The 25,294-nt window shown below is 61.1% G+C and carries 21 protein-coding genes; 6 read left to right on the forward strand and 15 right to left on the reverse strand.

Annotated elements, in window-relative coordinates; translation table 11 throughout:
- Positions 1–124: 124 nt before the first annotated feature.
- Positions 125–1,822: a sensor histidine kinase gene (locus CVS29_RS00930; RefSeq protein ID WP_218867991.1), complete on the forward strand. Its 1,698-nt coding sequence runs from the start codon at positions 125–127 to the stop codon at positions 1,820–1,822.
- Positions 1,819–2,520, forward strand: a complete 702-nt coding sequence (locus CVS29_RS00935; RefSeq protein WP_110104457.1) for a response regulator — start codon at positions 1,819–1,821, stop codon at positions 2,518–2,520. The genes CVS29_RS00930 and CVS29_RS00935 overlap by 4 nt, the downstream gene beginning before the upstream one ends.
- An 8-nt stretch (positions 2,521–2,528) precedes the next feature.
- On the opposite strand, the gene CVS29_RS00940 is transcribed toward CVS29_RS00935, so the two are convergent.
- The 5 genes from CVS29_RS00940 to CVS29_RS00960 all read right to left on the reverse strand — a co-directional run bounded on the left by CVS29_RS00940 (position 2,529) and on the right by CVS29_RS00960 (position 7,321).
- Positions 2,529–3,326, reverse strand: a complete 798-nt coding sequence (locus CVS29_RS00940; RefSeq protein WP_110104458.1) for a DeoR/GlpR family DNA-binding transcription regulator — start codon at positions 3,324–3,326, stop codon at positions 2,529–2,531.
- A 33-nt stretch (positions 3,327–3,359) separates the two neighbouring features.
- Positions 3,360–4,211 (reverse strand): class II fructose-bisphosphate aldolase, encoded by an 852-nt coding sequence (locus CVS29_RS00945; protein ID WP_110104459.1) that lies wholly within the window; start codon positions 4,209–4,211, stop codon positions 3,360–3,362.
- Between the two features lie 13 nt (positions 4,212–4,224).
- The gene (locus CVS29_RS00950) at positions 4,225–5,232 is read right to left on the reverse strand and encodes a 1-phosphofructokinase family hexose kinase (protein ID WP_218868120.1); all 1,008 of its coding nucleotides are present in this window, start codon (positions 5,230–5,232) and stop codon (positions 4,225–4,227) included.
- Positions 5,233–5,243: 11 nt separating this feature from the next.
- Entirely contained in the window at positions 5,244–6,284 is a 1,041-nt protein-coding gene (locus tag CVS29_RS00955) for an ROK family protein (RefSeq protein ID WP_245931995.1), read from the reverse strand.
- Between the two features lie 131 nt (positions 6,285–6,415).
- Positions 6,416–7,321: an SIS domain-containing protein gene (locus CVS29_RS00960; protein ID WP_110104460.1), complete on the reverse strand. Its 906-nt coding sequence runs from the start codon at positions 7,319–7,321 to the stop codon at positions 6,416–6,418.
- Between the two features lie 383 nt (positions 7,322–7,704).
- Here CVS29_RS00960 and CVS29_RS00965 point away from each other — a divergent pair, with 383 nt between their 5' ends.
- Positions 7,705–13,113, forward strand: coding sequence for an endo-alpha-N-acetylgalactosaminidase family protein (locus tag CVS29_RS00965; RefSeq protein ID WP_110104461.1), 5,409 nt, complete (start codon positions 7,705–7,707; stop codon positions 13,111–13,113).
- Positions 13,114–13,176: 63 nt separating this feature from the next.
- Here CVS29_RS00965 and CVS29_RS00970 read toward each other — a convergent pair whose 3' ends face one another.
- Positions 13,177–13,479, reverse strand: coding sequence for a hypothetical protein (locus CVS29_RS00970; RefSeq protein ID WP_110104462.1), 303 nt, complete (start codon positions 13,477–13,479; stop codon positions 13,177–13,179).
- A gap of 17 nt (positions 13,480–13,496) precedes the next feature.
- Between CVS29_RS00970 and CVS29_RS00975 the strand changes: the two genes are divergently transcribed.
- The gene (locus CVS29_RS00975; protein WP_306457037.1) at positions 13,497–13,850 is read left to right on the forward strand and encodes a hypothetical protein; all 354 of its coding nucleotides are present in this window, start codon (positions 13,497–13,499) and stop codon (positions 13,848–13,850) included.
- A 179-nt stretch (positions 13,851–14,029) separates the two neighbouring features.
- On the opposite strand, the gene CVS29_RS00980 is transcribed toward CVS29_RS00975, so the two are convergent.
- Positions 14,030–14,761, reverse strand: coding sequence for a hypothetical protein (locus CVS29_RS00980; protein ID WP_146212953.1), 732 nt, complete (start codon positions 14,759–14,761; stop codon positions 14,030–14,032).
- A gap of 90 nt (positions 14,762–14,851) precedes the next feature.
- Positions 14,852–16,075: an amidohydrolase family protein gene (locus tag CVS29_RS00985; protein WP_110104465.1), complete on the reverse strand. Its 1,224-nt coding sequence runs from the start codon at positions 16,073–16,075 to the stop codon at positions 14,852–14,854.
- Between the two features lie 170 nt (positions 16,076–16,245).
- On the opposite strand from CVS29_RS00985, the gene CVS29_RS00990 reads away from it, so the two are divergent.
- Entirely contained in the window at positions 16,246–16,854 is a 609-nt protein-coding gene (locus CVS29_RS00990; protein WP_245931996.1) for a LysE family translocator, read from the forward strand.
- A gap of 35 nt (positions 16,855–16,889) precedes the next feature.
- On the opposite strand, the gene CVS29_RS00995 is transcribed toward CVS29_RS00990, so the two are convergent.
- Positions 16,890–18,098, reverse strand: coding sequence for an NAD(P)/FAD-dependent oxidoreductase (locus CVS29_RS00995; protein ID WP_245931997.1), 1,209 nt, complete (start codon positions 18,096–18,098; stop codon positions 16,890–16,892).
- A 132-nt stretch (positions 18,099–18,230) separates the two neighbouring features.
- On the opposite strand from CVS29_RS00995, the gene CVS29_RS01005 reads away from it, so the two are divergent.
- The gene (locus CVS29_RS01005; protein ID WP_110104467.1) at positions 18,231–19,238 is read left to right on the forward strand and encodes a formylglycine-generating enzyme family protein; all 1,008 of its coding nucleotides are present in this window, start codon (positions 18,231–18,233) and stop codon (positions 19,236–19,238) included.
- A gap of 8 nt (positions 19,239–19,246) precedes the next feature.
- On the opposite strand, the gene CVS29_RS18600 is transcribed toward CVS29_RS01005, so the two are convergent.
- The 6 genes from CVS29_RS18600 to gatA all read right to left on the reverse strand — a co-directional run bounded on the left by CVS29_RS18600 (position 19,247) and on the right by gatA (position 25,294).
- Positions 19,247–19,549, reverse strand: a complete 303-nt coding sequence (locus tag CVS29_RS18600; RefSeq protein WP_211315069.1) for a hypothetical protein — start codon at positions 19,547–19,549, stop codon at positions 19,247–19,249.
- 87 nt (positions 19,550–19,636) lie between these two features.
- Positions 19,637–20,086 (reverse strand): hypothetical protein, encoded by a 450-nt coding sequence (locus CVS29_RS18605; protein ID WP_211315070.1) that lies wholly within the window; start codon positions 20,084–20,086, stop codon positions 19,637–19,639.
- A complete protein-coding gene (locus CVS29_RS01015; RefSeq protein WP_110104468.1) occupies positions 20,083–20,892 on the reverse strand; it encodes a hypothetical protein in 810 nt (269 codons plus the stop codon). The genes CVS29_RS18605 and CVS29_RS01015 overlap by 4 nt, the downstream gene beginning before the upstream one ends.
- Positions 20,893–20,916: 24 nt before the next feature.
- Positions 20,917–21,972, reverse strand: a complete 1,056-nt coding sequence (locus tag CVS29_RS01020) for a hypothetical protein (protein ID WP_179442380.1) — start codon at positions 21,970–21,972, stop codon at positions 20,917–20,919.
- 251 nt (positions 21,973–22,223) lie between these two features.
- Entirely contained in the window at positions 22,224–23,732 is a 1,509-nt protein-coding gene (gatB, locus tag CVS29_RS01030) for an Asp-tRNA(Asn)/Glu-tRNA(Gln) amidotransferase subunit GatB (protein WP_110104470.1), read from the reverse strand.
- The gene (gene gatA, locus CVS29_RS01035) at positions 23,732–25,294 is read right to left on the reverse strand and encodes an Asp-tRNA(Asn)/Glu-tRNA(Gln) amidotransferase subunit GatA (RefSeq protein ID WP_110104471.1); all 1,563 of its coding nucleotides are present in this window, start codon (positions 25,292–25,294) and stop codon (positions 23,732–23,734) included. Before gatA ends, gatB begins: the two co-directional genes overlap by 1 nt.

Below are 25,294 nucleotides of genomic sequence, written 5' to 3' on the forward strand. Positions count from 1 at the left end.
GCAGGTCTGCGCGGCTGGTGATTAGCATTGGTAGGTAGGGCGTGGCATCCGCCTCACATAAGATTGCCCCGCAACGTGACTTATCTCACCGTTGTGTTCATATTGGTCGCACGAAAGGTTGTTCATGGTGTGGCGTGGCTGGAGTATTGCCCGCAGGTTGTTCGTTGCCAACCTGATTTTTGTGGTGCTCTTGACCGCCGGGTTGGCCACGGTGATGGTGCACGACGCCGGCTCCCGCACTTATGAGCAGACCAGCGCGCGGCTGCTTGCCGTGGCCACCGCAATCGCCGATTCCCCCGCCGTGGCAGCTGCGGCTAAGCAACCCAATCCGAGCGCCACGCTGCAGCCGTATGCAAAGTCCGTGATGGCTGATGCGCACGTAGATTTCGTCACCATGATGAACCCCGCAGGTATCCGGTGGACTCACCCCGATCCTGCAGAGATCGGCAAGCAATATGTGGGATCCATCGCCCAGGCACAGGCCGGAAGTACTTATTTTGAAACCACGGCGGGCACTCTTGGGCCGTCGGTTCGCGTGATTGTTCCCGTCAAGGACACTGACGGGACAGTGCTTGCCATGGTGGCAGCTGGAACCACCGTGGACAATGTCCAAGTGCTGGTAGCCAGCAGGCTCCCCACAGTTCTGGGGCTGGCTGCAGCGCTGTTGATGGCCGGTTCCTTGGCAGCTTGGGCATTGGGCAGATACCTCAAACGCGTCACCCTGGGTTGGGGCCCTGAAGAACTGGGCCAGCTGTTCACGTACTACGAATCCGTGCTCCATTCAGTGCGTGAAGGCTTGGTACTGGTGGATACGCGCGGCACCATAGTGCTCTACAACGACCACGCGGCATTGCTGCTCGGGATCACGGCGCTCGGGAACAAGTCATCAGAGCACACCTCACTACGGCACAAGTCACTAGGGCACACGGCTCCCACTGCCGGGCAGACGCCAGCAGCGCAGCCTAGTTTGAATTCCTTGGGACTGCCGGATTCACTGCGGGAACTGTTGGAAAGTGGCCGTACCGCCACCGATGAGGTTCATCTAGCCGGTGATCGGCTCTTGGTGGTGAGCCAGCGTCCGGCGCTCGCCCCGGGGAACAACGCTCCAGCAGGGACTGTGACAACCTTGCGTGACCACACAGAATTGACGGCCCTGGCGAGCAGCCTCAGCAGTACCCAGACGTTGGTGGAGGCCCTGCGTTCCCAAACCCACGAACATGCAAACCGGCTGCACGCCATCATTTCCTTGATCGAACTAGAGCGGCCCCGTGAAGCCTTGGACTTCGCCACGGCTGAACATCGTGACACCGTGCGCCTGGGCGGGAAATTTGTCGAAGCACTCGATGAGCCATTCCTGGCCGCTCTGCTGCTGGGCAAACGCGCCCAGGCTGCTGAGCGCGGCGTGAGCCTGGAGCTGACCGCCGCCGGAATACTGCCACCGGACACCTTGGATCCGCGCGAACTGGTCACACTGCTGGGCAACTTGGTGGACAACGCCATGGACGCCGCCGCTAGTTGTAGCGACAGTCCCACAGTGTGGGTGGATCTGCTGGTGGCCGACGGCGAGCTCACCATTACAGTTGCCGACAACGGTCCCGGCCTGCCCACTACCGATTTGGATATCCTTGGCAGAATAGGCACCACAGATAAATCCTCGGTCTCCCCGGGCGGTCGCGGCTACGGCATGGCACTGATTCGCCGCGCAACCACCGCTCTGGGCGGCACCATCACCGGTGAGAACGACGGCGGTGCCCTCATGACCGCGGTTTTTCCGGTGGACGCCCTTGAAGCCCATTCGTCATCAATGAACGGAACACCATGAGCGTACCTGCCCCCATCAGGGTCCTTGTGGTGGACGATGACGCCATCGCGTTGACCGCTCACGCAGAGTATGTGCGCCGCTTGGACGGTTTTGAGGTGGTGGCCCAAGCCCATGGCATGCAGGCCGCGTTGGCAGCCTTGCATGATCCCGCCATCCCTGCCGTGCAACTGATTCTGTTAGACATGAACCTCACAGATGGGCACGGTCTGGATTTGTTGCGGCGCATTCACGGACTGGGACTGGTCCCGGATGTTGTGGCCATCACGGCGGTGCGCGATGTTCAGGTGGTGCGGTCAGCCATTGCGCTGGGCATTACGGCGTATCTGATCAAGCCCTTCACTTTTGCTGCGTTCCGGGAAAAGCTGGAGAATTACCGCAGCTACCACTCTGTTCTGGCGGACAGGACCCAAACCTCCCAGGATGCCATTGACCGGGCACTTTCACAGCTGCGGCCCACAGGGAAATTGGTGTTGCCCAAGGGCATGCTTCCGGAGACGCTTCGAGCAGTAGCTGATTGGCTCCGTTCCCACCAGCATCCAGCATCGGCCACCGAGGCCGCTGCCGAACTAGCCATGTCCCGAGTGACAGCGCGCCGGTATATGGATCATTTGGTGGAAACTGGTTCCGCCAGCAAAGCGCCCCGGCATGGTTCCCCAGGCCGCCCGGAACTGGAATACCACTGGCTACTCCCCCGCTGAGCAACTACTCAATGCTCAAGCGGCGGGGCCACAATCACGTTGGTACCGGCTTCCCGGAACGCCGCAAGCTGCTCATCGGTGATGCGGGCATCAGTGATCAGGTTGCGGAAATCATGCTCTTCCATGGTGGCGAAGGCGCGCTTGCCAATTTTTGAGGCATCCGCCAAAATGTAGGCTTCCGAGGCGCGCCGAGCCATCCTGGAATTCACCGAGGCCTCCCCCTCATCATTGGTGGTGGGACCGGCACCTGGCTCGATCCCGTTGACACCAATGAAGGCAAAATCCAGTGCCACGCGCTGCAAAATACTGTCGGCGTAGGGACCCACCAACTCGTACGAGCGCGGGTTGACGATCCCACCTGTCACCATGATCTTAAAATTGGGGCGGATGGCCAGCTGCGCCGCAATATTGATGGCATTGGTGACAACCGTCAGCGTGGGCCTGTTGGAATGCACCATCAGGTCCTCGCGGGTGGAGAGCACCTGTGCCAAAGCCGTGCTGGTGGTTCCGCCGCACAAACCAATAACAGCGCCCTTGGGAATCAACGCGCTGGCAGCGTGCGCGATCAGCTGCTTTTCTTCCGCATGGTCATCACGGTTGTAGCGCCCCGGAAGGTCATAGGAAACAGAACCACTGGTGGCACCGCCACGGGTTCGTGTCAGCAGCCGCTCATTGGCCAACGAGTCCAGATCGCGGCGGGCCGTAGCCGGGGAGACCCCGAGCTTTCCCACGATCTCATCGACCTCTACATGGCCGTCGGCCGCCAAGATGTCCAAAATGGCTGTGAGCCGTTCAGTTCTGTTCATGTCCACTCCTTGGCGGCCCACAGGCCTTGAGAATTAGCTTTCCGTTGCGGCAATTCCTGCAAACATGCTCAATAGCCGTGAAACTTCCGGGATCAAAGCATCGCGGCCAGCGCCAAGATACTTGCGTGAATCCACCACGGCAGGGTTGTCCTGCAAATATTCTCGCACCGCCCGGGTGAAGAACCCGTTCAGGTGTGTGGAGACATTGATCTTAGTCATGCCTGCCGCAATGGCTGCCACTATGTTCTCATCCGAGACACCCGATGAGCCGTGCAACACGAGGGGCACGCTCAAGGCGGCCTTCAGCTCCGCTATACGGGTGAGGTTCAAGGCTGCGGAACGTTCGGTCATGGCATGTGAGGAACCCACCGCTACGGCCAGCGCATCCACGCCCGTGGCAGCAACAAAGGCTGCCGCTTCAAGCGGATCGGTCAACACACCGGGGGCATGCGCACCGTCCTTGCCACCCACCTTGCCCAGCTCGGCCTCAACATATACGCCGCGCTCATGGGCGTAGGCGGCCACACGGGCCGTAACCTCAACGTTTTGCTCATACTCAAAGTGTGCGCCGTCATACATGATGGAGCCGAATCCCAAGTCCACGGCCTGGTAGGCCAGGGTTTCATCCTCGGCGTGGTCCAGGTGCACGGACACCGGCACGCTGGCCTTTCGGGCCGCTGCCAGGGTGGCTGCCGCAACGGGTTCCAGCCCACCGTGGAACTTGGCGCAGTTCTCCGAGATCTGCAGGATCAGAGGGCGCCCGGCCCGCTCCGCTCCGGCAATCAGCCCTTCAAGGGTCTCCAGGTGGATCACGTTGAACGCGCCCTGTCCCACCCCTGTCTTGACGGCCAGGTCCATGATCTCGCGGGTGTTTGTCAATGCCATCTTAAAAAGGTCCTTAGTGTTCTGTGATGATGAGTTGATCGGCGAGCTCCGCGTACCGTGGGGATATTTCCCCTGCACCGGGCATGAGAACGGCGGCGGCACTCCAGGAGGTGGCCCGGCGCAGGATCTCCCGCAGGTCCAAGACTCCCTGGGCAAGCGCGACGGCGGCCGCACTCACCGCCGCGTCTCCGGCCCCCGTGGGGTTCCCACTTAGGGGTGCTGGCAGTTTCGCTTGCAAAAAAGTACCCGGGCTCTCGGCGCTGAAGGCCAGCATGCCTTCCTCGCCAACACTGACGAGCACCCGTTTGGCACCGAAGTCCATGAGTTTGCGGGCGGCACTAACCAGGTCCTTTTCAGCGACGGCTTCCATGAGCTCGTGGTTATTGGGCTTGAGTAGATCGGCTCCGGCCTTGGCAGCAGCCACAATGCCGGAACCCGAGGTGTCAATGATGGCCGGAACCCCGGCAGCGTGAGCCAGAGCCACCAGTGCCGGATAGAAATCATCCGGCGCAGCTTCCGGGAGGGAACCCGAGCCCACCAGCACGCCCGGCTTGCGGACACCGGTGGATGTTTGGCTGCCAGCCAAGCCATCCACCACCGCCGCAGCCAGACGCTGCCACTCTTGTGCGGTGAGTGCTGGGCCGGACTCGTTGAAAATACTGGTGCAATAATCCGCGGCGGTATCCACCAAGGCGATGCTGCTGCGGGTGGCAGCAGCCACGGGTACCAAGTGGTGCGGTATGCCGGAGGATGCCAGGTCCGCACGGAACCGCTCCCCCGACAGTCCGCCCACCGTGGCGATGGCCAGGGTGGGAAAGCCCAGCTGGTGGGCAACCCGTGAGACGTTTAAGCCTTTTCCGCCGGCCCTGTACAACGGGGTGGGGACACGGTGGGAGGAACCCAATTCCACGCCGTCAACGGTGTAAGTGACATCAACGGCCGGGTTGGGGGTGAGCGTCAGGACCAGGTTGTTCAAATCAGAGTTGTTCACGCCAGAGTTGTTCACGCCAGGGTTGTTCATGCCAGGGTTGTTCATGCTGTCCCTTCCTCGGCCGAGGCGGCGTGAAGGCTGCGAGCCTTCAGTGCCGAACCTATGAGGCCGGCGTTCTCGCCCAGGGCTGCGTGTACATAGTGGGGGCGGCGGTGGAACGTCAGGAGTTCATCAACCCGTGCCGCCAACGGTTCAAAGAGTGCCGCGCCAGCCATGGACAAGCCACCACCAAGAACAACTGTTTCGGTACCTAGGATGGATACGCACTGAGCCACACTAAAAGCCAAGGCGTCTATGGCATCAGCCCAGACGGTCTTGGCCGCAAGGTCACCTTCGGCGGCCAGCGCCAAAACATCGCGGGCCCCTGCCACAGGTGTGCCGGTGGCAGCGGTGTAGCGGCGGGCAACAGCCCCTGCCGAGCCCAGGGATTCCATGATGGCCATGCCGCCATCCGGAGAAGGCACCATGGCGTGGCCAATTTCACCTGCGTAGCCGCCACCGGCAATACGTTTGCCATCACACACCACGGCCCCGGCAATTCCCGTGCCAATGACCATGACCAGCACATCCGTCTTGCCCACGGCGGCACCTAGCCGGAATTCAGCTTCACCAGCCATCCCGACGTCGTGCCCGAATCCCACAGGCAGGCCAAGGGCTTGTGTCAGTGTTGCTGTGAAGGGGAAGTTCTTCCAGCCCAAGTTGGCTGAAAACACGCCAATACCGTTCTCTTCATCCACAATGCCGGGCACTGTGACGCCAACGGCGGAGATTTTCAGCTCGGGATGGGCGCTACGGTACTGTCCCGTGAGCTCAACAATGCGGGCGCAAACGCTGGCCCCCGAGCGCTCCCCGTCAAGAGGTGTGGGGTGGCGTTGGAGGTCACGGACCTCAACCTCACCGCCTAGCCCAACCTCACCGCCTAGTCCACCCTCACCGCCTAGTCCACCCAGGACAATTCCGGCCTTCATGTCAGTGCCACCAATATCAAAAGCCAGGACGGCATCCTGGACAAGAGAGGTGTTGCCTACACCGCTGTCATCAGCAGCACCAGTTTCTCCAGCGCGGTTCATCAAGGTGTTCATGAATAAGTCTCTTTCGGCGTTCAGTGCGTGCAAACTTGGGAAGGTTGCGGCTCAAAGGGTGGTGGCAAACAGCAGGCACCCCACCTCGGAAGAAGTGGGGTGCCTAACATTTTAGCCGGACACCGGTGTGACTAGTCGTCCAGGATGACCGAGCGTGAGAGGTTACGCGGCAGGTCAGGGTTCATGCCGCGGGCGCGGGCACGTTCCAAGGTGACGCGGTGAATGCGGGCCAGCTCGGCCAACGGATGCACGGTGGTGTTGATGTACAGGGCGCCGGTCTTGGCAACGTCGCGGTCCAGGCCTTCGGGCTGGTCGCCGAACATCCAGGTGACACGGTTCGGGGCTGCGATGGAGATGGGGCCGTGGCGGTATTCCTTGGCCGGGTAGGATTCGGTCCAGCCCTGAACGGCTTCGCGCATCTTCAGGCCAGCCTCGTGGGCCAGGCCTACGGTCCAGCCGGTTCCCAAGAAGGTGAACTGCTCAGCGTCAATAAGTTCCTGCTCAACGGGTGCGGTGACGGTGATCTTGGCGTCCTCAACGGCGGCGCTCAGATCCATGCCAACACTTGTCAACAGGTAGGTCAACGCGGTGGTGGCGAAGCGGGTCTGCACCACTGATTGCTCGTCAGCGTAGGGAAGCTCCACTACGGCGTCAGCCAAGGTCATGATCGGTGAGTTGATATCGCCCACCAGTGCAACGGTGTGCACGGTGCCCTTGATCGCGGTGAGGATTTCCAGCACCTCGGTGGTGGTCCCTGAGCGGGTGATGGCGATGACAGCGTCATAGCCGCGCTCGGCACCCAAGAAGGCTTCGGATGCGGCGAAGGCGTCGGTTACACCCTTGCCGGCGGCTTCACGTGCCGTGGCGTAGCTCTGTGCCATGAACCAAGAGGTGCCGCAGCCAATGACAGCAACGCGTGCGCCGTCGGCCGGTAGCAGGTTCTCACTCTTAGCCTGGGCAATTGCCTGGGCCCACACTTCGGGCTGGCTGGTGAGTTCGGCATCCATGAAGGGGCCAAGCTGGGTGTTCTCGCTCATGCTACTTATTTCTCCTCAAATAGGGCCCCGAGGGCAAATTCTCAATACCTTCGGGTATCTTCTGCTGCCTCAACAATAGCACAACTTGATTGCTTACGTCTTGAAAACGTCAGATTCAATCACTGACCATCACGCCGGTTGGCCCTGGCAGGAAGGGCGTGGGTCGCTCAGGGCCAGGGCCTCGCCAGGGCGCGCGCAGCGCCCTCATCAAGCAAAAAAGTGTTGCCGAAACGAGGCGTCACACAAGCGCTGGACTGCTACAGTGTTATGGATAACAGAGTGAGGTGGGCCACAATCCTTAAGCTCACCCTCATCAGCGTCACCACCAACAAGTGCGCAAATTGCCACTTGCACCTGCAACAAAGCTGTTCAAGGAGTTCTTGATGTCATTGACCCGACACCACCGAAAGTGGTTGGGGATGGGAATTGCCGGGGCCGTCATGGCTGGCACCATTGTCCCTATCGCCGCCGCCCTACCTGCCTTCGCGGCTGATGGAACGGCGGTGATTACCTCAGGAACCATGTCCGTCGAGGTTTCTACTGCCTTCCCGCAGGCGCTGAAATACACGCTGGGGACAAAAACCATGACGGGCGCCACCGCCGTCGCCACCAAGATGAAGATCAACGGCGCGGATCAGGCCGTCACCGTGACTTCCAAGGTCAATGTCGATGGCAAGTCGATCGAGTACGCCATTGCCGTTCCCGGTATGGCTGGCGTGAGCATGAAAGCCAAACTCGCTGTTGAGAAGAATGTGCTCACATTCAACATCACCGAGATCACCGAAACCGGGACCGCCAAGGTCGAACGCCTCCAGATCATGGACCAGGACCTCATCACACTGTCCTCAGCTCAGGCCGGGGCGAGCCTTGCCACCGCAGTGGTTTCCGTTGACCGAGCCAAGAGCGGTGACAACATCACCGCGCTGACCGCTGACACTGCTGTTGATGCTGAGGCTAAAACCTCCATGGTGGCTATAGCCAACACCAATGATTTGGCAGCCAGCTTTGAGTCCAACTCAATGTATGACGGTGCCTTTGGGGCCCCGGATAACGGGCTCGCTGGCGCCGACAAGGGCAGGATCTGGCGTCAAGTCAAGGCCGATGGCGCCAACAAGTTGGTAGGCTTCTCCTCCGGTGCCTGGCTGTACCGTGCCAAGAACTCCACCGAAACTGAGCCACTACCCATGGCCAAGGTCATCATCACCGGCGACGTCAACGCCGATGGAAAAGTCAATTGGCAAGATGGCGCCATTGCCTCGCGTGATATTCAGATCAAACCTTATGGTTGGGAGGATGTGAAGAACCGTGTAGTTCAGAGCATTCCCTTCAACTTTGCCAGCCAGGCAACCAACCCGTTCCTGCGCACCCTCGATGACGTCAAGCACGTAGCTCTGGCCACTGATGGACTGGGCCAGTACTCCTTGGAGAAGGGCTTCACCTCGGAGGGCCACGACTCCGCCAACACCGACTTTGACGGCAACTTCAACGTCCGCGCTGGCGGGCTTGCCGACATGAACACCATGCTGGAGCAGGCCAAGAAGTTTGGTGCCACGTTCACTGTGCACATCAACAACACCGAGGCCTACCCTTCTGCCCATTCATTCAATGAGCAGTTCATTAAGCAACCGCCGCAGAAGAACTGGAACTGGCTGGAACAGGCTTACATCATTGACCAACGCCACGACGTGCTTTCTGGAGATCAGAAATCCCGCTTGGATGGCATGGCCGAATCTGTCAATGACAATCTGACGGCCAACTATGTTGATGTGTATTACGAGTCAGGATGGGTGGGCGAGCGCCTCCAGCGCAACCTCATCGATGCCGGGTACTCGGTTTCTTCTGAGTGGGCTGATTCCTTGGTCCGCAACAACACCTGGTCACACTGGGCTGTGGATGAAAACTACGGTGGCAGCACCAATAAGGGTTGGAACTCAGAAATTCTGCGTTTCTCCCAGAACACCCAACGCGATACGTGGAACCCGGATCCGCGCCTAGGCACACCACACTTGGTGGAGTGGCAGGGCTGGACGGGACAGAACAACTACAACAATTTCCTCAAGAACGTCTGGGACAACAACGTCCCCGCCAAGTTCCTCCAGCAGCAGGAAATCACCACGTGGACACCCGAGGCCATCACCCTCGAGAATAATCTGCGCGTCACGGGCACCACGCTGGAGAATCGCATCATCACTCAGAACGGTGCCAAGGTTCTGGAGGGGCACAATTATTTGCTCCCCTGGTCCAGCGATTTGGTGCAGTTCGGTGAAGAGGCCGTCAATGACACCAACAACCAGACCAAGCTGTACAACTACAGCCGTGATGGCGGCGCCCAGACATGGACTCTGACCCCAGCCTTCGCCACACAGAGCACCTTGAAGCTCTATGAGCTCACCGATCAGGGCCGTAAGTTCCTCAGCGACGTTCCTGTCACAGGCGGCAAGATCAGCCTGTCCCCGAAGGCCAATACCGCCTACGTGCTGGCACCGACCTCGGCACTGGCAACAGTTCCGGCGAACGCTGACGCCGCCTGGGGCTTTGGCACCGGCATCAAGGACCCGGGTTTCAACTCCGGCGCCCTGGCCAATTGGGCACCAACAGGTGATGTCACCGTGAACAACTCTGCCAAGGGCCTGAACAGCGTCAAGTTCGGGGCTGCCGCCTCCAGCATCTCGCAAAAACTGGCTCCCTTGAATAAGGGCACCTACTCTGTCAGTGCCTGGGTTGAGATTGACCCAACCGTGAACAACCAGGAGAAGTTCCCGCGCGGCAAACGTGAAACCACGCTTGAGGCAACGGTTTCGAATAAGCCCGCGGTGAAGAACACCACAAACTCCTCTGCTTTGTTCAACACTGTTGCAGCAGATCAGAAGAACCGCACCTACACTCAACGCGTCCGCGTGCTGATTGACGTGGCGAACAACGGCGATGCACCTACCGTGAAGTTCTCCGCCCCGGCAGGCAGCACCGCCGTCTTGATTGATGATTTCCGGGTCATCAAGACCGAGCATGTCAGTGCCGCTGATGTGGTTTCCGGTTCACCGACCGGTGTGGTGTTGGCTGAAGACTTTGAAAACGTTGACCAGGGCTGGGGCCCGTTTGTGAAGGGCAACGCCGGTGGTATCACCGATCCGCGTACCCACCTGGCCCCAATCCACGCACCTTACACGCAAAAGGGCTGGAACAACAAGCCCATTGACAACGTCCTTGATGGCCAGTTCAGTTTGCTCTCACACGAGGAAAATGGGGGCCTGGTGTACCGCACCACCCCCGCCACCATGGCCTTTACGCAGGGTCACGACTATGAGATTTCCTTCGATTACCAGTCTGCCAAGGCTGGCGAATACACCTGGGTAGGCGGCTATGACGGGGCAGCAGGGGCAGTACAGACTGTGTCAACTCCTGTCCCGCTCATGCAAACAACTGAGCGTTGGGTGCAGAACTTCACTGCTTCGGCCTGTGGGGATAGCTATGTTGGCTTGTTGCGCAGCGGAACCACGGCAGCGGATTTCTCTTTGGATAATCTTCTGATCCGTGACCTGGGTGAGTCCAGCAAAACTCCGGCCTGTGCGCAGCTGTCCCTTGCACAAACCGGACCCATCATTGAGCAGGGAACTGATAACGAGTTCACCACCACGTTGGTCTCCAATGAGCCCGCCGCCGTCGCTAACGCCAAGGTTTCACTGCAGTTGCCGGAGGGCTGGACTGCCACCGCAACAACCTCCGCCACGGCAACCTCCTTGGCTCCGGGCGCATCACTAGTCACCAAGTGGAATGTGGTGGCTCCGGCCACGGCAGATGGCAATTACAACATCAAGGCCACGTCCACTTACACCACCACGGTGGCTCCGATCGGGGCTCGCGTGGCGGAAACCACACTGGGCGCCTACACCATGCCCCACCCGCCCACCGAAGATACCTATGCCTCAGACATGCAGTGGATTGGCACTCCTGATAATGGTTGGGGTCCTGCAGAAAAGGACCTGAGCAACGGCGAGCAGGGAGAAAAGGATGGCAAGGCACTGACGCTGGACGGTAAAACGTACAGCAAGGGCCTCGGCGTTCACGCAGCCTCCAAGATCAAGTACTTTGTGGGTGCACAGTGCTCCGCTTTCACCGCCCTCATCGGCGTTGACGATTTCCAAGGCACTAAGGGCTCTGTCATCTTCAAGGTGCTCGGCGATGGAACGGAACTTTACAATTCCGGCATTATGACAGGCGCAACACCTGCCAAGAACATTGACGTCAAGCTCAACGGCGCCAAATATATTGAGCTGATTGTTGACCCCAACGGCAGCAACGGCAATGACTGGGCCGACTGGGCCGACGCCATGTTCCGCTGCTCGGATGACTCCCCCGCACTCGAGCTGGCCCCCGTGGTCAACCCGGCCGGTCCGCTGGAGCAGGGCAAGACCTACACCGTCACCGTTGGTGACTTGAAGGCCAACTCTGAGGCAACCTTCTCGCTGGGAACCGCCGAACTGGGCAAGGCAACCGCCAACGCCACAGGCATTGCCACCTACAGCTACAAGGTTGCCGCGGATGCAACCGAGGGCGAGTCAAGCATCAACGTGGCTGGTACCGACAGCAACGGCAAGGCAGCCACCGGCTCCGTCGCCGTGAGCATTGTTGGCACCCCGCCGGCAGCTCCCACCCAGGACGTCTTCGCAAGCGACCTGGAGTTTGTGGGCACGCCCACCAACGGATGGGGCCCTGTTGAGCGTGACTTGAACAACGGTGAGGACGCCGAAGGCGACGGTGCTCCGATCACGATCGATGCCACCGTCTACAAGAAGGGTCTGGGTGTTCACGCCGATTCCAGTGTTCGCTTCTACTTGGGCGGACAGTGCACCAGTTTCACCGCCATGGTAGGCATCGATGATGCAAAGCTGCCCAAGGCACACCGCGGCAACGTGGTGTTCACCGTGGTTGGCGATGGCGAAACTCTTGCCACGTCCCCGCAGCTGACAGTTGATGACGAGGCACTTAAGCTCACTGCCGATGTCACGGGTAAGAACTACGTTGACCTGAACGTTGCCAAGATCAATGTGGGCGGCACCAATGGCGACGAGTGGGCTGACTGGGCAGATGCCAAGTTCAGCTGTGGCGATGAGGCCCCGGCCTTGACGCTGGTACCCGTTGTTGACGGTGGCAACGCCGTTGCGCAAGGCTCCACACATAAGGTTACGGTTGCCGACTTGAAGGCTGGCTCCACAGCCACCTTGAAGCTGACCACCGGTGCCGTTGCTGCCTTGGCAGCCGGCGATGACCTCACGGCCGTGGCCAACGCTGATGGTGTGGCTACGTTTAGCTTGGTTGTTCCGGCTGACGCAGCTGTTGGCACAGCGACGCTGACTGCCACTGGTACGGATAAGTTCGGCAAGGAAGCAAGCGGAACCGTCAACCTCACGATCACTGCCAAGGCAGTGGACCCGACGGACCCGCCCACCACCGAACCCCCGCCACCACGGACCCGACGGCTCCGGCCACCACTGCGCCGGCCACCACGGGACCGACGGCTCCGGCCACCACGGGACCCACAACTCCGGGAGCACCGGGGGCTACCACCCCGGGTGCAACTACACCTGGCGCAACCACACCGGGTGCAACTACACCTGGCGCAACCACACCGGGCGCAAGTTCGGGAGCAACCACTGCTCCCGCCGGCGGGGATGAGCTCTCCCACACTGGCGCCAACGGAGTGCTGCCGATCCTCGGCGTTGCCTTGCTGGCCCTATTTGGTGGTGCGGGGACCATGTTGGTCCGCCGCCGCCGGCGCCATGGTTAGGTTCTAGCCACTGTCACCACGGCAGTAAGCAGTAAGCAGTGACTAAGAAGGGGTGCTCGCTTGAAGAAATTCAAGCCAGCACCCCTTCCTTTTGCGCTCCTCCAGGAGTGCTGTGAGATGCCGGAACAACGGGGAATTGAATGCTGACTAAAGACTTCTGGCCCGTGAGCTGCAGTTCAGAGACGTGCATCCCCGTCCAAGAGCCGGTTACGGGTTGCTCCTTGCCGGCGTCCTCTACGCCAGCCCTCAGAGGGACAAAAGCAGCCCAACACATCTTGGCCATGCGGTAGAAGGAGCCACTTTTCGCACGCCCATGCTTGAGGCGTGCCAGCTGTGGGCATGAGCCAGTGTGAGCATGAGCCAGTGTGGGCATGAGCCATTTCCTTCCCTCTGGTTGCTCTGCCGCTCGGGCAGTATGCTTCTGCAATGACACACATTACGGGGCGCCAGCGGTGGGCAAGAATTGCTGCCTGGACAGTATCCCTCGGTGCAACGATTTGCGGCATCGTTCTGGTGGCTATGGGGAAGATAAGCATGTGGGTCAGCGACCCTAGTACACCAAATACCGATACAAACCAGAACGTTCAAGTGGGGTTGGTTGGAATTGTTCTCCTCGCCGTTGGTCTGCTCTCGGTCATGGCTGTTCTGATCGCAGAGGGGTACACCCGGCGGGTAGAAACAAAGAATCAATCGCTTGAGCCCCCGCAAACCCATGAGGTTCAGGTGCATGAGTCTTCGATATGATCGGTGATCCCGCTGTACTCACGTCCAGCCCCGCAATGAACAGGCTGGTATTGAACGGGCTGGTATTGACACCGATCAGCCATGCCTTACCGCTCCGACCACAGCCGGGAAGCGGGCAACGGGTAACAGGCATCACGAACGAGTCTTGCCGTGTATCAATGGGGAAAAATCTGCGGCTTTCACATAGCGGGTTGTTTGAGGGCCAACGCTAGTGAGCGCTGCGCTTCCTGGTGGAGTGCAGGCACCGCGCTGTCCTCAATAATCCCGCGCAGGATCGATAAGGAGTCGGGATGGTTGAAACTCTCCAGTGCACGCACAATTTTCCACTGCATTAGCTCATCATTCGGACTGCCCTGGAGCCTTTTGAGCAGCGCTCGCAGCGCAACCAAGCGATGAGCTTCGGTCGCTGAGGAATAGAAGCACATGAAGCCAACAGCATCAATGACCTCCACTACCTGTGCCCGGGTCCCGCTCTGAATGACCGATGTCATGGTGGGCAAAATTGCGGGGTCCATTCGAGCAAGAATTCGCGCCACAATGTCCCTTGGGAGCGGATAGCTAGATTTTCTGAACGCATCAGTGGATGGCTGCTTGTGTTGATTTCTGCCGATTGTACCTAGCAGTGGAATCAGCATCTGAGCGGCTTCTTCACCACCAGTTTGGAGTGCTTCACAGAGCTCAATCTTGGTGTAAAGCTTGGTTTCGCGCTTGAGCCGATCCGCAAAGAGCCGGTTCGTCGAAGCATCCGGTTGTGCTTTTTGTGCGAGCAGGCGAATGGCAGCGGATCGCTCCAGCGAATCCTCAGAGTCCAGCAGTTGAGCCAGGTCCGCCGTTGACAGATGGCTGAATACGCCAAGATCTTCGATACCCAGGAATCCACGATCACGCAATTGACTTCTCGAGCTCTTCATTTGCTTGCCACTCTACCTTGGCCGGGGTATCTAGAACTGGCCAGATCCACCCCTACCATTAGGCTTCCCGCACCTTATATTTCCAGCACCCTAGATTTCCCGCACGCCGGCTCGCCACACACCGGATGTCAGTGGCATGCCGGGGCGGTAGGCAAGATGCGTTGCGGACGGCGCCCGGAGCATGTGCAGATCAGCCCTGTGTCCCACGGCAAGGGTGCCAACAGCCCGCTTCCCATCCTGGTCAAGCCCGGTTTCCCGACCCAATGCCAGTGCTCCCCCATACGTAGCAGCGCGCACAGCCTCATGTACGCTCAGACCCATCTGCAGCACGGCCGTTGCAACGCAGAATGCCAGGGAGGAGGTGTAGGAGGTACCGGGGTTGGCATTGGAAGCGATGGCCACTGGCACCCCGGCATCGAGCAGCTGGCGGGCGGGTGCCAGCGGCGCCCGGGTGGAAAGATCACAGGCTGGCAGCACGGTGGCGACCGTGCCACGCTCACCCGCCCCGCGCCCCGCATTGGCACCGGCCTGCCAGCCTGACCACGACTGCGCAAGCAGGGCCACATCGGAATCGGTCAGAAAATTGACGTGGTCCACGCTGGCGGCCTTGAACTCCACGGCTAGCCCAACCCCGGCTCCGTGGCCCAGCTGATTGCCGTGCACGCGCAGCCCGAGGCCGGCGGCACGGCAGGCGTTAAGCACGGCACGTGACTGCTCTTCCGTGAAGGCGCCGCGCTCACAGAACACATCGGCCCAGGAGACGTAAGGGCGGACGGCGTCGAGCATGTCCGTGCAAACTAGCGCGGTGTACTCATCGGCGTCCATGCCGGCCGGGACCAGGTGGGCACCCAGGTACGTGACCTCGTCCACCACGGTGGAGGCGATCCGGGCGCAGCGGGCTTCGTTATCCACATCCAAACCGTAGCCTGTCTTGGTCTCCAGATAGGTGGTGCCCTGGGAGACTGCCTCGCCAACGCGACCCAGGCCCATGCGGGTGAGATCGTAGTCGCCTGCGTTGCGGGTGGCTTCCATGGTCACCGCTATGCCTCCGGCACTGTATTTCTCCCCGGCCATACGCGCCTCAAACTCGGCCGTGCGGTCTCCGGCGAAGATCAGATGCGTGTGCGAGTCCACCCAGCCGGGAAGCACCGCCCGGCCCTGGGCATCCGTATGGGTATCCGCCGCGGGCGCCTGCTCGCTGGGACCGATCCATGAGATGCGCTCCCCCTCAAGCACAATGGCGCCGTTGTACAGCGTACCCAGCTCGCCATCCTGGGTCATTAGTTCGCCAATATTGGAGATCAGTTCGCTCATGTTCTTAGCGTACGGCGCCATGGGGCGGCCCGGGCGCCACGCCACAGAGCCACGTCTGGCATGACAGACATCAAGATGGCCGTGCAGGGCACCTGCATTTGCCGCACCGGCTTGCCCCCGGCGAGAATTGAACTTATGACTTTTGTTTCACTCCTGGGCTTTGCCGGACTGTGCCTGATGCTCGCCCTCATTCCCGGACCGGACACCTTCATGGTGCTGCGTATTTCACTGAACCGGGTGGGGCAGGCATTGCAGCAGCAGCAGGCTCCGGCGTGGGCGCGCTGCTCTGGGCGGCCCTGGTGGGCTTTGGACTGGCCGCCATTTTGGAACAGTCAGCGGAGGTGTTCCGGTGGATTAAGATTGCTGGCGGCATCTACCTGCTGTACTTGGGAGTTTCCTCGTTCCTGAAGGCGCGCAAGGCTGCCAAGGCAGGCCTGGCGGCAGCCCATGATGGTGCGCAACCGCTGGTCTACAGCAAGCGTGCTGGGTTTGGTGCCGGCATGATCTCCACTCTTCTGAACCCCAAAGTTGGCCTGTTTTATCTAGCCGTGGTGCCCCAATTCATCCCCCGGGGCGTGAACACACTGGCCATGGCCATGGTGTTGGGCCTGACCCTGGCCGTGATCGGCTTCCTCTATTTGACTGTCATTGCTTTTGTGGCGAACCGGGCCATGAAGTGGTTGCGCAAGCCCAAGGTCAATTCCATGATCGAGCGGATCAGCAGCGCCATTTTGGGCGTCCTGGGTGTTGGCGTCATGGTTTCCGGCGCCGCCAGTTAAGACCGCCAGTTAGGGCTGGCAGTTAAATCTGCCAGCTACAGCACGCCGGCCCGTTGCGGGCTCAGTTCGCCAGCCAGTTCCTGATCTGCCGCCGGCAGTGTCCCGGTGATCATCGCGGCCGCGAGCGTGGCCAGCGCGGCCGAGGTTTGAATCCCATACCCGCCCTGCCCGGCGAGCCAGAAGAAGTTGGGCACAGCCGCATCGAAGCCCACCACGGGAATGCCATCCGGGGCTTCTGTACGCAGCCCCGTCCACGCCCGGACGACGCCGGTGATCCCCAGGGTGGTCACGGCGTCAATGCGCTCGATCAGTGCCCTAATATCGGCATCCACCACCTGCGCGTCACCCGCCGGAGCAGGCACTGACTCACATGGTGAGATCAGGAGGTTCCCGCCGTGGGGCCTGAAGTAGTAGCTTTCATCGAAGGGCTCCACCATGGGCCCCGCCGGATTCACAGGCCCTGCCGTGGAAACTATGGCCACGCTGCGCCGGTACGGGATCAGGCTCTGAGATGGCACGCCACAGAGCGTGGCCACCTCCTGCGCCCAGGCACCCGCAGCATTGACCACAACTGAGGCCTTGATTTCATGCTCCCCCGCTGTCAGCGTGAACCCCGTGTCATCATGCTGTACCGTGGTCACGGGGGCACTCAAGAGCACGGTGGCACCTGCCGCCAGACCCTGCCGGCGGTAGTACTCCAGCAGGGCCGGCACATCCACCTCCTTGGCGGAGTCATCCAGGGCTGCTGCAAAAAATGTATCGGGGCGCAGATCCGGGCTCAGCGCCATGGCCTGGGTGTGGCCCAACAATTTCAGGCCGGGCTGGCCCGCCAACAGCTCCGCTACCTCAGCGTGGTTGCCCAGCATGATGAGCGGGCGAGGTATCAGGATGGGCGCCGCCAGCGTGGCTGAAATATCCTCCACCATGGCGATGCTGCGCCGGGTCAACTCTTGAATGACGGCCGGGCCATAATGTGGCTGCATCTGCCGGGCCGAGCGGGCGGAGGTGTGGAACGCCAAGGCCGGCTCCGCTTCCACCAACACCACTGTTCGTGTAGGGGCCAGGGCCCAGGCTAGGGACAACCCGGCAATTCCGCCGCCAATGATCACTACGTCAGCTTTCACCACGTCACTATTCACCACATCAACATTCATTGCATCAACATTCATTGCGTCAACATTCAGTGCATCAACATTCATTGCGTCAACATTCAGTGCATCAACATTCAGTGCATCAACATCCATGGCGCCATGCTGGCACATCCAGCCATGAAAATTCCACCATCCCACCCGGGCGTGTCACCAGGGCGTGTCACCAGGGCGTGTCTCACTCCTTAGACTGGTAGGAGTACTTTGATCCCTGTGTGAAGAGAGTCCATGTCTAGTTGTTGCAGTCCCGAAGGCCGTGCGCCGGGCCATGCGGAGCATTCCTCCGCCACGAACCAGGTGTTTTCTCTGAGCGTCCCCGCCAAAACCGGGAACAGCTCATCCACAGATTCCTTTCATGCGCAGCAGGCGAACATCCCGGCAGGCACGTTCGCCATGGGCGATCCCTTTGACGAGGGCTACCCCGCCGACGGTGAAACGCCCGTCCACCAAGTTTCCGTCTCAGACTTCGAAATTGATGTCACCGCCGTCAGCAACGCCGCATTCGCCGCCTTCATTGCAGCCACCGGCTACCGCACGGAGTCTGAAATCTACGGTACTTCTGCCGTTTTTCACCTTGCCGTCCAGGCGGATCAGGCCGATATTCTCGGCACCGCAGCTGGCACTCCCTGGTGGCTGAACGTGCGCGGTGCCAGCTGGGCGCACCCAGCCGGGCCGCTCTCACACTGGCAGGACATCCCGGAACACCCCGTCACCCAGGTCTCGCACACGGATGCCTTGGCATATTGCGCGTGGGCGGGCCGGGTCCTGCCTACCGAGGCACAGTGGGAATATGCTGCCCGCGGCGGATTAGTCCAATCACGGTACCCCTGGGGAAATGAGCTCCACGGAACAGGAGCCGACGGCGAGACCCTGCACCGCTGCAACATTTGGCAGGGCACTTTTCCCACGGAAAACACGTGCGACGACGGATTCCTCACCACCGCTCCCGTGGCCAGTTTCGAAGCCAACGGGTACGGCCTGCTCCAGACCAGCGGCAACGTCTGGGAATGGTGCGCGGACTGGTTCTTACCCAAGTACTACAAGAGCTGCCTGGCCGCAGGAACTGTGGAAGATCCGGCGGGCCCCACCATTGGGCGCGGCCGGGTGATGCGCGGCGGCTCCTACTTGTGCCACGATTCTTATTGCAACCGCTACCGGCTAGCGGCCCGCAGCTCCAACTCCCCCGAATCTGCCAGCGGAAACCTCGGATTCAGGACCGTCGCCGCCCAGCACTAATCCAGCCACTAGCGCAGCCACGCGCACACAATCTGCCCCTGCCTTCTTTGGCTCTCCCGCAACGTGGGGATGCCCGGCGGGTCGGGGCGCCGGGACATGTCCAGGAAGTATCCAGCCCACCCTGCCATCACGGCGTTGATCGAATCCTCCGCTACGGAATCCTCCCCCACTGCGGCGAATACGGGGTGTGTGGTGAACCAATGATCCAGCGCCGCCTCGGGGTTGAACGTCTTGACGTTGATCAGCACGCTGAGCGCGTCCACCCAGGACGCCCCGCTGGCAGCCCAGGACCAGTCCGCAACTTCTCCCAAGCCATGAAGGCGCCCTTGAGCGCTTCTTGAGAGTGCGGCAACGGCAGTTCCGTCCTGAGCGGGACACGGCCAATCTTCTCCAGTGCGTCAAGTACCGCGAGAAGTTCGCTCTCCTGCCAGGGCTCCTGCGGATGGTGACCCGCTACATCGGCCAGTACCAGCGCAACCCAGATGCCGTCGTCGTACATTCCCAGAAGTCGTACATTCCCAGAAGTCGTACATTCCCAGAAATTCAGGCGCCGGAATGTCTTGTGGCAGGGCCAAAGCGCCGGCGGCTTCGCGGCGGTGCAGCACCGGAGTTGTGGCATTCTCAAGCGCACTGGCAGCCTTCACAAACGCCCGCCGCCCCGAGGCCAGCAACACCCGGTCCGCCGACCCCGGGGAAAACCCGCCTGGGGCAGACACGGCAGCCACCACCGGCTCAGTCAAGATACTCTCGACGCCGTCGCGCACCGTTTGCGGCAGCTGCTCCCAGGTGATGCGCCGGGTCATGGCTGCGCGGCTGAAGTTCGAGAGGTTGGGTTCTGCGCGGCTCAAGCCTGCGGGGCCAGGGTGAGGATGGTTGCGTCATCGGCCACCTCACCGATCCGCTGCTGGTGCATGCGTAATTCATGCAGGAGCCCCAAGGCATCAAGGGTGTTGCGGCTCCGGTCCAGGAACTCGCCCGGTCCGCTGACCAGGCCAAGATCGACTGCGCGCCACGCCCCATCGCTGGCCATCACCAAAAGCTCGGGACGCCCAATCTGGACCACGTGGGCGTGATCAGCCGCTTCCGGCTCCCGCCGCGCCACCCACAACCGGCCCGGGGTGTTACGCAGTTCGCGATCCTGTTGCAGCAGGCGCAGCCGGGCCTGGGCCGTTGCCTCCGGTGGGATGCGGGAATCGGCAAGTTCGGCCCGGATCAGGAGGGTTTCTCCGTCTGGCATTCTGGCAACAACAGTACAGTCGGCCAGACTGGCGATCTCAACTCCGCTGCTGTTCAGCTGGGCTACGGAAACGGCAGCGCTGGGAAAACGCACCTTTTCATTTCCCACGAGTGCCGTTGCCTCATGATCAATCTCCTCCAGCGCACGCGCAAGCACGCCACGAACACCGCTGTCATCGGGTTGCGCGGACCCACGCTGGTGTTCCCCGGTTCGTGCGGAGGCCTGGGCAAATTTCATGCTCAAAAGCTGGGCCAGCCATTGCGGGTCCGAGGCGGATGGCAGGTTCAGAGGTTCTAGGAGCGCTGTGGCGCCGTCAATGATCCACGCGTTGGGGCCGTAGTGGCCACAACTGTCCTCCTGGACATGGGCCCCTCCCTCAGATTGCACACGTGCACGGATGTCCCAAGCGTAAGTCATGGTTTCATGATGCCACGGGTACCCTCACGAGCACGTGACATTAGTTGCCGGATCAACATTGTTTTCCAGCCATTCACCAGTGGCGTCATACGCCTTCATGGCGGCACAGACATCGGATTTGCTCCCCGGCACGGCCTTGATGACAGCGTAAATGGAATTGCCATTGCTATTAGCCTTGGACGGGCCCCGGAAGTTATCGCAGGACAGGTCAGTGCGCAGGTACATGGATCCTGGGTTGGCCCGTAACGCCTGTTCAATGGTGGCCGCATTGGTGGCTGGTTCGAATGCTGTGGCCAGCACAATGACCCCGGTACCATCGCACGCCGGGTAGGAGATGGGCTGGCTCAGGCCCAAGTCCCCTGGCAACTTCAACTCTGGGGCACTGGGAGTCCACCACGAAAGCATTTTTTCTTCCGCAATAACATCATTATTTGCCGAGATGGTGAACGTTGAGGCGTTCAAGGCATAGCTGTAGTTGCCGTTTCGGGCTTGGGCTGAGTTGGAGGTTCGGCTCGCCGGTAGCACTATCGTGGAGCCTGATTTCTTATCCAGACCCAGGTAAGTGGTCTCGCCGTTGATCTCGCAGATCGCAGCACGGAAGGAGTCCGAGGCCCCCACAAACACCACTTTCCCCTGCCACTTGCAATACGCCTTGTCAGCATTGGAGTAGCCGGAGTTATCTACTGTGTTCAGGCGCTGGGGTGCGGTCTGCGACTCGGGTTGGCCCTGTTGTGGCGCAGAGTCTTGTTCCCCGATGGCGTCTTGCATCTGTGACGAGGAGTTGGGCGAGGCGCCCTGGTTCTGGCCGGCCGTGCCAGCAAGCGGCGGCTGGGCCGGGACACCCAAGAGGGTATTTACCGCAAAGACCGCGCCCACAATGATGGCGCCCAGAAGGACGGTTCCAGCCGCGATCCAGGCCGCGATCTTGCCCTTGCCCTTGGACTCTCCGCTGGGCGGGCCAGCGGGTGGCCCGGCAAATGGTCCGCTGGGTGACCCGGCAGGTGGCACATTTGGTGGGGGTGGAACGTTGCTCCCTGACGGCTTTCCGTTCGGGCCCGGCCAGGGTTGTGGTCCACTCATTGCTTGGTCCCCCTCGAGACAGATACTGGCCCCATTCAGGGCCCGTTCACAGGCTACACCCGGGCTCAGACACTCCCCTGCACCAGCGGCATTGTGACAGTACCTCAGAAAAAACTGCGAGCCGTGACCTTCCAAAGGGGAAGTCAGGGCTCGAAGAGGAAGAACGGGAAAGAGGGTGTGGGTGGGCCCACACACCCGAGGGCCCCGAAGTGCGGCTCGCTTGCGAGCCACACGTCGGGAGGGTGTGGGGACTAGCCCTCCACGCCCAGGGTCTTGAGGATCAGCTCGCGCACGCGAGCCGCATCGGCCTGTCCACGGGTCACCTTCATGACGCCACCAACAATCGCACCAACGGCCTGCACCTTGCCGCCACGGATCTTCTCGGCAACATCGGGCTGGGCTGCCAGGGCCTCGTCAATCGCACTCTGCAGGGCGCCGTCGTCGGAGACAACGGCCAGGCCGCGCTTGGCCACGACCTCTGTGGGTGTGCCTTCGCCCTCAAGGACACCGTCCAGCACCTTGCGGGCCAGCTTGTCATTGATGGCACCCGAGGCGATGAGCTTCTCAATCTCCACCACGACGGCGGGGCTGACGCCCAACGCGGCGGGATCCACGTCTGCCAGCTTGGCGCGGCGTGCGATTTCACCCATCCACCACTTACGGGCCGCAGCTGCTGTTGCGCCAGCGGTGACGGTTTCTTCAATCTCGTCCATGAGTCCGGCGTTGACCACGTCGCGGAATTCCATGTCGGTGTAGCCCCAGTCCGCCTGCAGGCGCTTGCGGCGCTCGGCCGGCGGCTCGGGCAGAGTGGCGCGGAGCTCCTCAACCCAGGCGGCGCTGGTGACAATGGGGACCAGATCCGGCTCGGGGAAGTAACGGTAGTCATCAGCATCTGACTTGGGCCGGCCCGAGGTGGTGGACTTGGTGTCCTCATGCCAGTGGCGGGTTTCCTGCGTGATCAGCACACCGGAATCCAAGACGGCGGCGTGGCGCTGGATCTCGAACTTCACGGCGTTTTCGACGGCGCGCAGCGAGTTCACGTTCTTCGTCTCGGTGCGGGTGCCGAACTTTTCCTGCCCGTAGGGGCGCAGGGAGACGTTGGCGTCGCAACGGACATTGCCGCGCTCCATCTTCGCGTCTGAGACACCCAGGTTCTTCACAATCTCGCGGATGGCGGCAACGTAAGCCTTGGCCAGTTCCGGCGCACGTGAACCGGCACCTTCGATAGTCTTGGTCACGATTTCAACCAGGGGCACGCCCGAACGGTTGTAGTCCACGAGGGAGTAATCAGCACCCTGGATGCGTCCCGTGGCACCTCCCATGTGGGTGAGCTTGCCAGCATCTTCTTCCATGTGGGCGCGCTCAATTTCCACGTGGAAGACGGTGCCGTCCTCAAGTTCAATATCGATCCAGCCGTCGTAGCAGATGGGGTCATCGTACTGGGAGGTCTGGAAGTTCTTGGGGGTGTCCGGGTAGAAGTACTGCTTACGCGCAAACGTGCTGTGCGGGGCAATCTTGCAGTTCAGCGCCAGGCCGATCAGGATCGAGGACTCGACTGCCTTCTTGTTGACCACGGGCAGCACGCCGGGCAGACCCAGGCACACCTCATTGACGTTGGAGTTTGGCTCATCACCAAAGACGTTCGGTGCCGAGGAGAACATCTTGGTCTTGGTGTTCAGCTCAACGTGCACCTCAAAACCAAGGACTGGATCGTACTTTTCCAGGGCTTCTTCGAAGCTCAGAATGGTTTCGTTGCTCATTAGTTTGCCTCCTCGGCTGCGATCTTGGCGGTGGCCTCGTCGGCGGTGGATGCCAGTGCCGGGGCTTGGTCCAGAATGGGGCCGCCCCACTTGGTCTCCAACAGGGATTCCAGCACGGCACCAACACGGTAAACGCGGGCGTCCTCGCGGGCCGGGGCCAGCAGCTGGATACCCACGGGCAGGCCGTCTTCATCGGCCAGGCCACCAGGCAGGGTCAAGCCGGGGATGCCGGCCAGGTTGGCCGGAATCGTGGCAATGTCCAGCAGGTACATGGACAGCGGGTCATCAATCTTTTCACCCAGCTTGAACGCCGTGGTGGGCGTGGTGGGTGAGATGAGCACATCCACCTGGGCGAAGGCGGCCTCGAAATCGCGCTGCACCAAAGTGCGCACACGCTGCGCGGAACCATAGTAGGCGTCATAGTAGCCAGCGCTCAGGGCGTAGGTGCCCAAGATGATGCGGCGCTTAACCTCATCGCCGAAACCGGCGGCGCGGGTGGCAGCCATGACACGCTCAATGGTGAGCGGAGCATCGGTGGGCAACGTGCGGTTGCCGAACCGGACGCCGTCGAACTTGGCAAGGTTAGAAGATGCCTCACTGGGCATGATCAGGTAGTAGGCACCGAGGGCGTACTTGAAGTTGGGGCAGGAAACCTCAACGATCTCAGCCCCTGCTTCGCGCAACAAGTCCAGGGATTCGTTGAAGCGGTTTTCAACGCCGGCCTGGAAACCTTCGCCGTGCAGTTCCTTCACCACACCGATCTTCATGCCGGCAACGTTGCCCAAGCGGGCGGCGTCGGCCAGGCCCGTGGAGGGATCCGTCAGGGACGTGGAATCAAGGGGATCGTGCCCGCCAATGACTTCCTGAAGCAAGGCTGCGTCCAAGACGGTGCGGGATACCGGGCCAATCTGGTCCAGCGAGGACGCCATGGCGATGGCACCGTAGCGCGAAACCGCGCCGTACGTTGGCTTGACGCCCACGGTACCGGTGACGGCGCCGGGCTGGCGGATGGAACCGCCAGTGTCAGTGCCCAAGGCCAGGGGTGCTTCGAAGGCTGCCACGGCTGCAGCCGAGCCACCGCCGGAGCCGCCGGGAATCCGGTCCAGATCCCACGGGTTGCGGGTGATGCCGTACGCGGAGTGCTCGGTGGAGGAACCCATGGCGAATTCGTCAAGGTTCGTCTTGCCCAGCATGGGCATGCGGGCGGCGCGGATCTTCTTGATGACGGTGGCGTCATAGGGGCTCATCCAGCCCTCAAGGATCTTGGAAGCAGCCGTGGTGGGCTGGCCCTTGGTGACAATCAGGTCCTTGATGGCGATGGGCACACCGGCAAGCTCATGGAGCTCTTCGCTGGCGGCGCGGCGGGCGTCGACGTCGGCAGCCACGGCCAGCGCTTCCTCGGCGTTAACGTGCAGGAACGCGTGGATGCCGCGCTCACCGCCGTCGACCTCGGCAATACGGTCAAGGTGAGCCTGAACCAGCTCAACGGAGGTGATCTCGCCTGAGGCGAGTTTGGCGGCCATCACGGCGGCGCTGGAACGGATCAATGCAGATGCACTCAT

It is taken from the genome of Arthrobacter psychrochitiniphilus, from assembly GCF_003185915.1.
In the GTDB taxonomy this organism is placed as follows: domain Bacteria; phylum Actinomycetota; class Actinomycetes; order Actinomycetales; family Micrococcaceae; genus Specibacter; species Specibacter psychrochitiniphilus.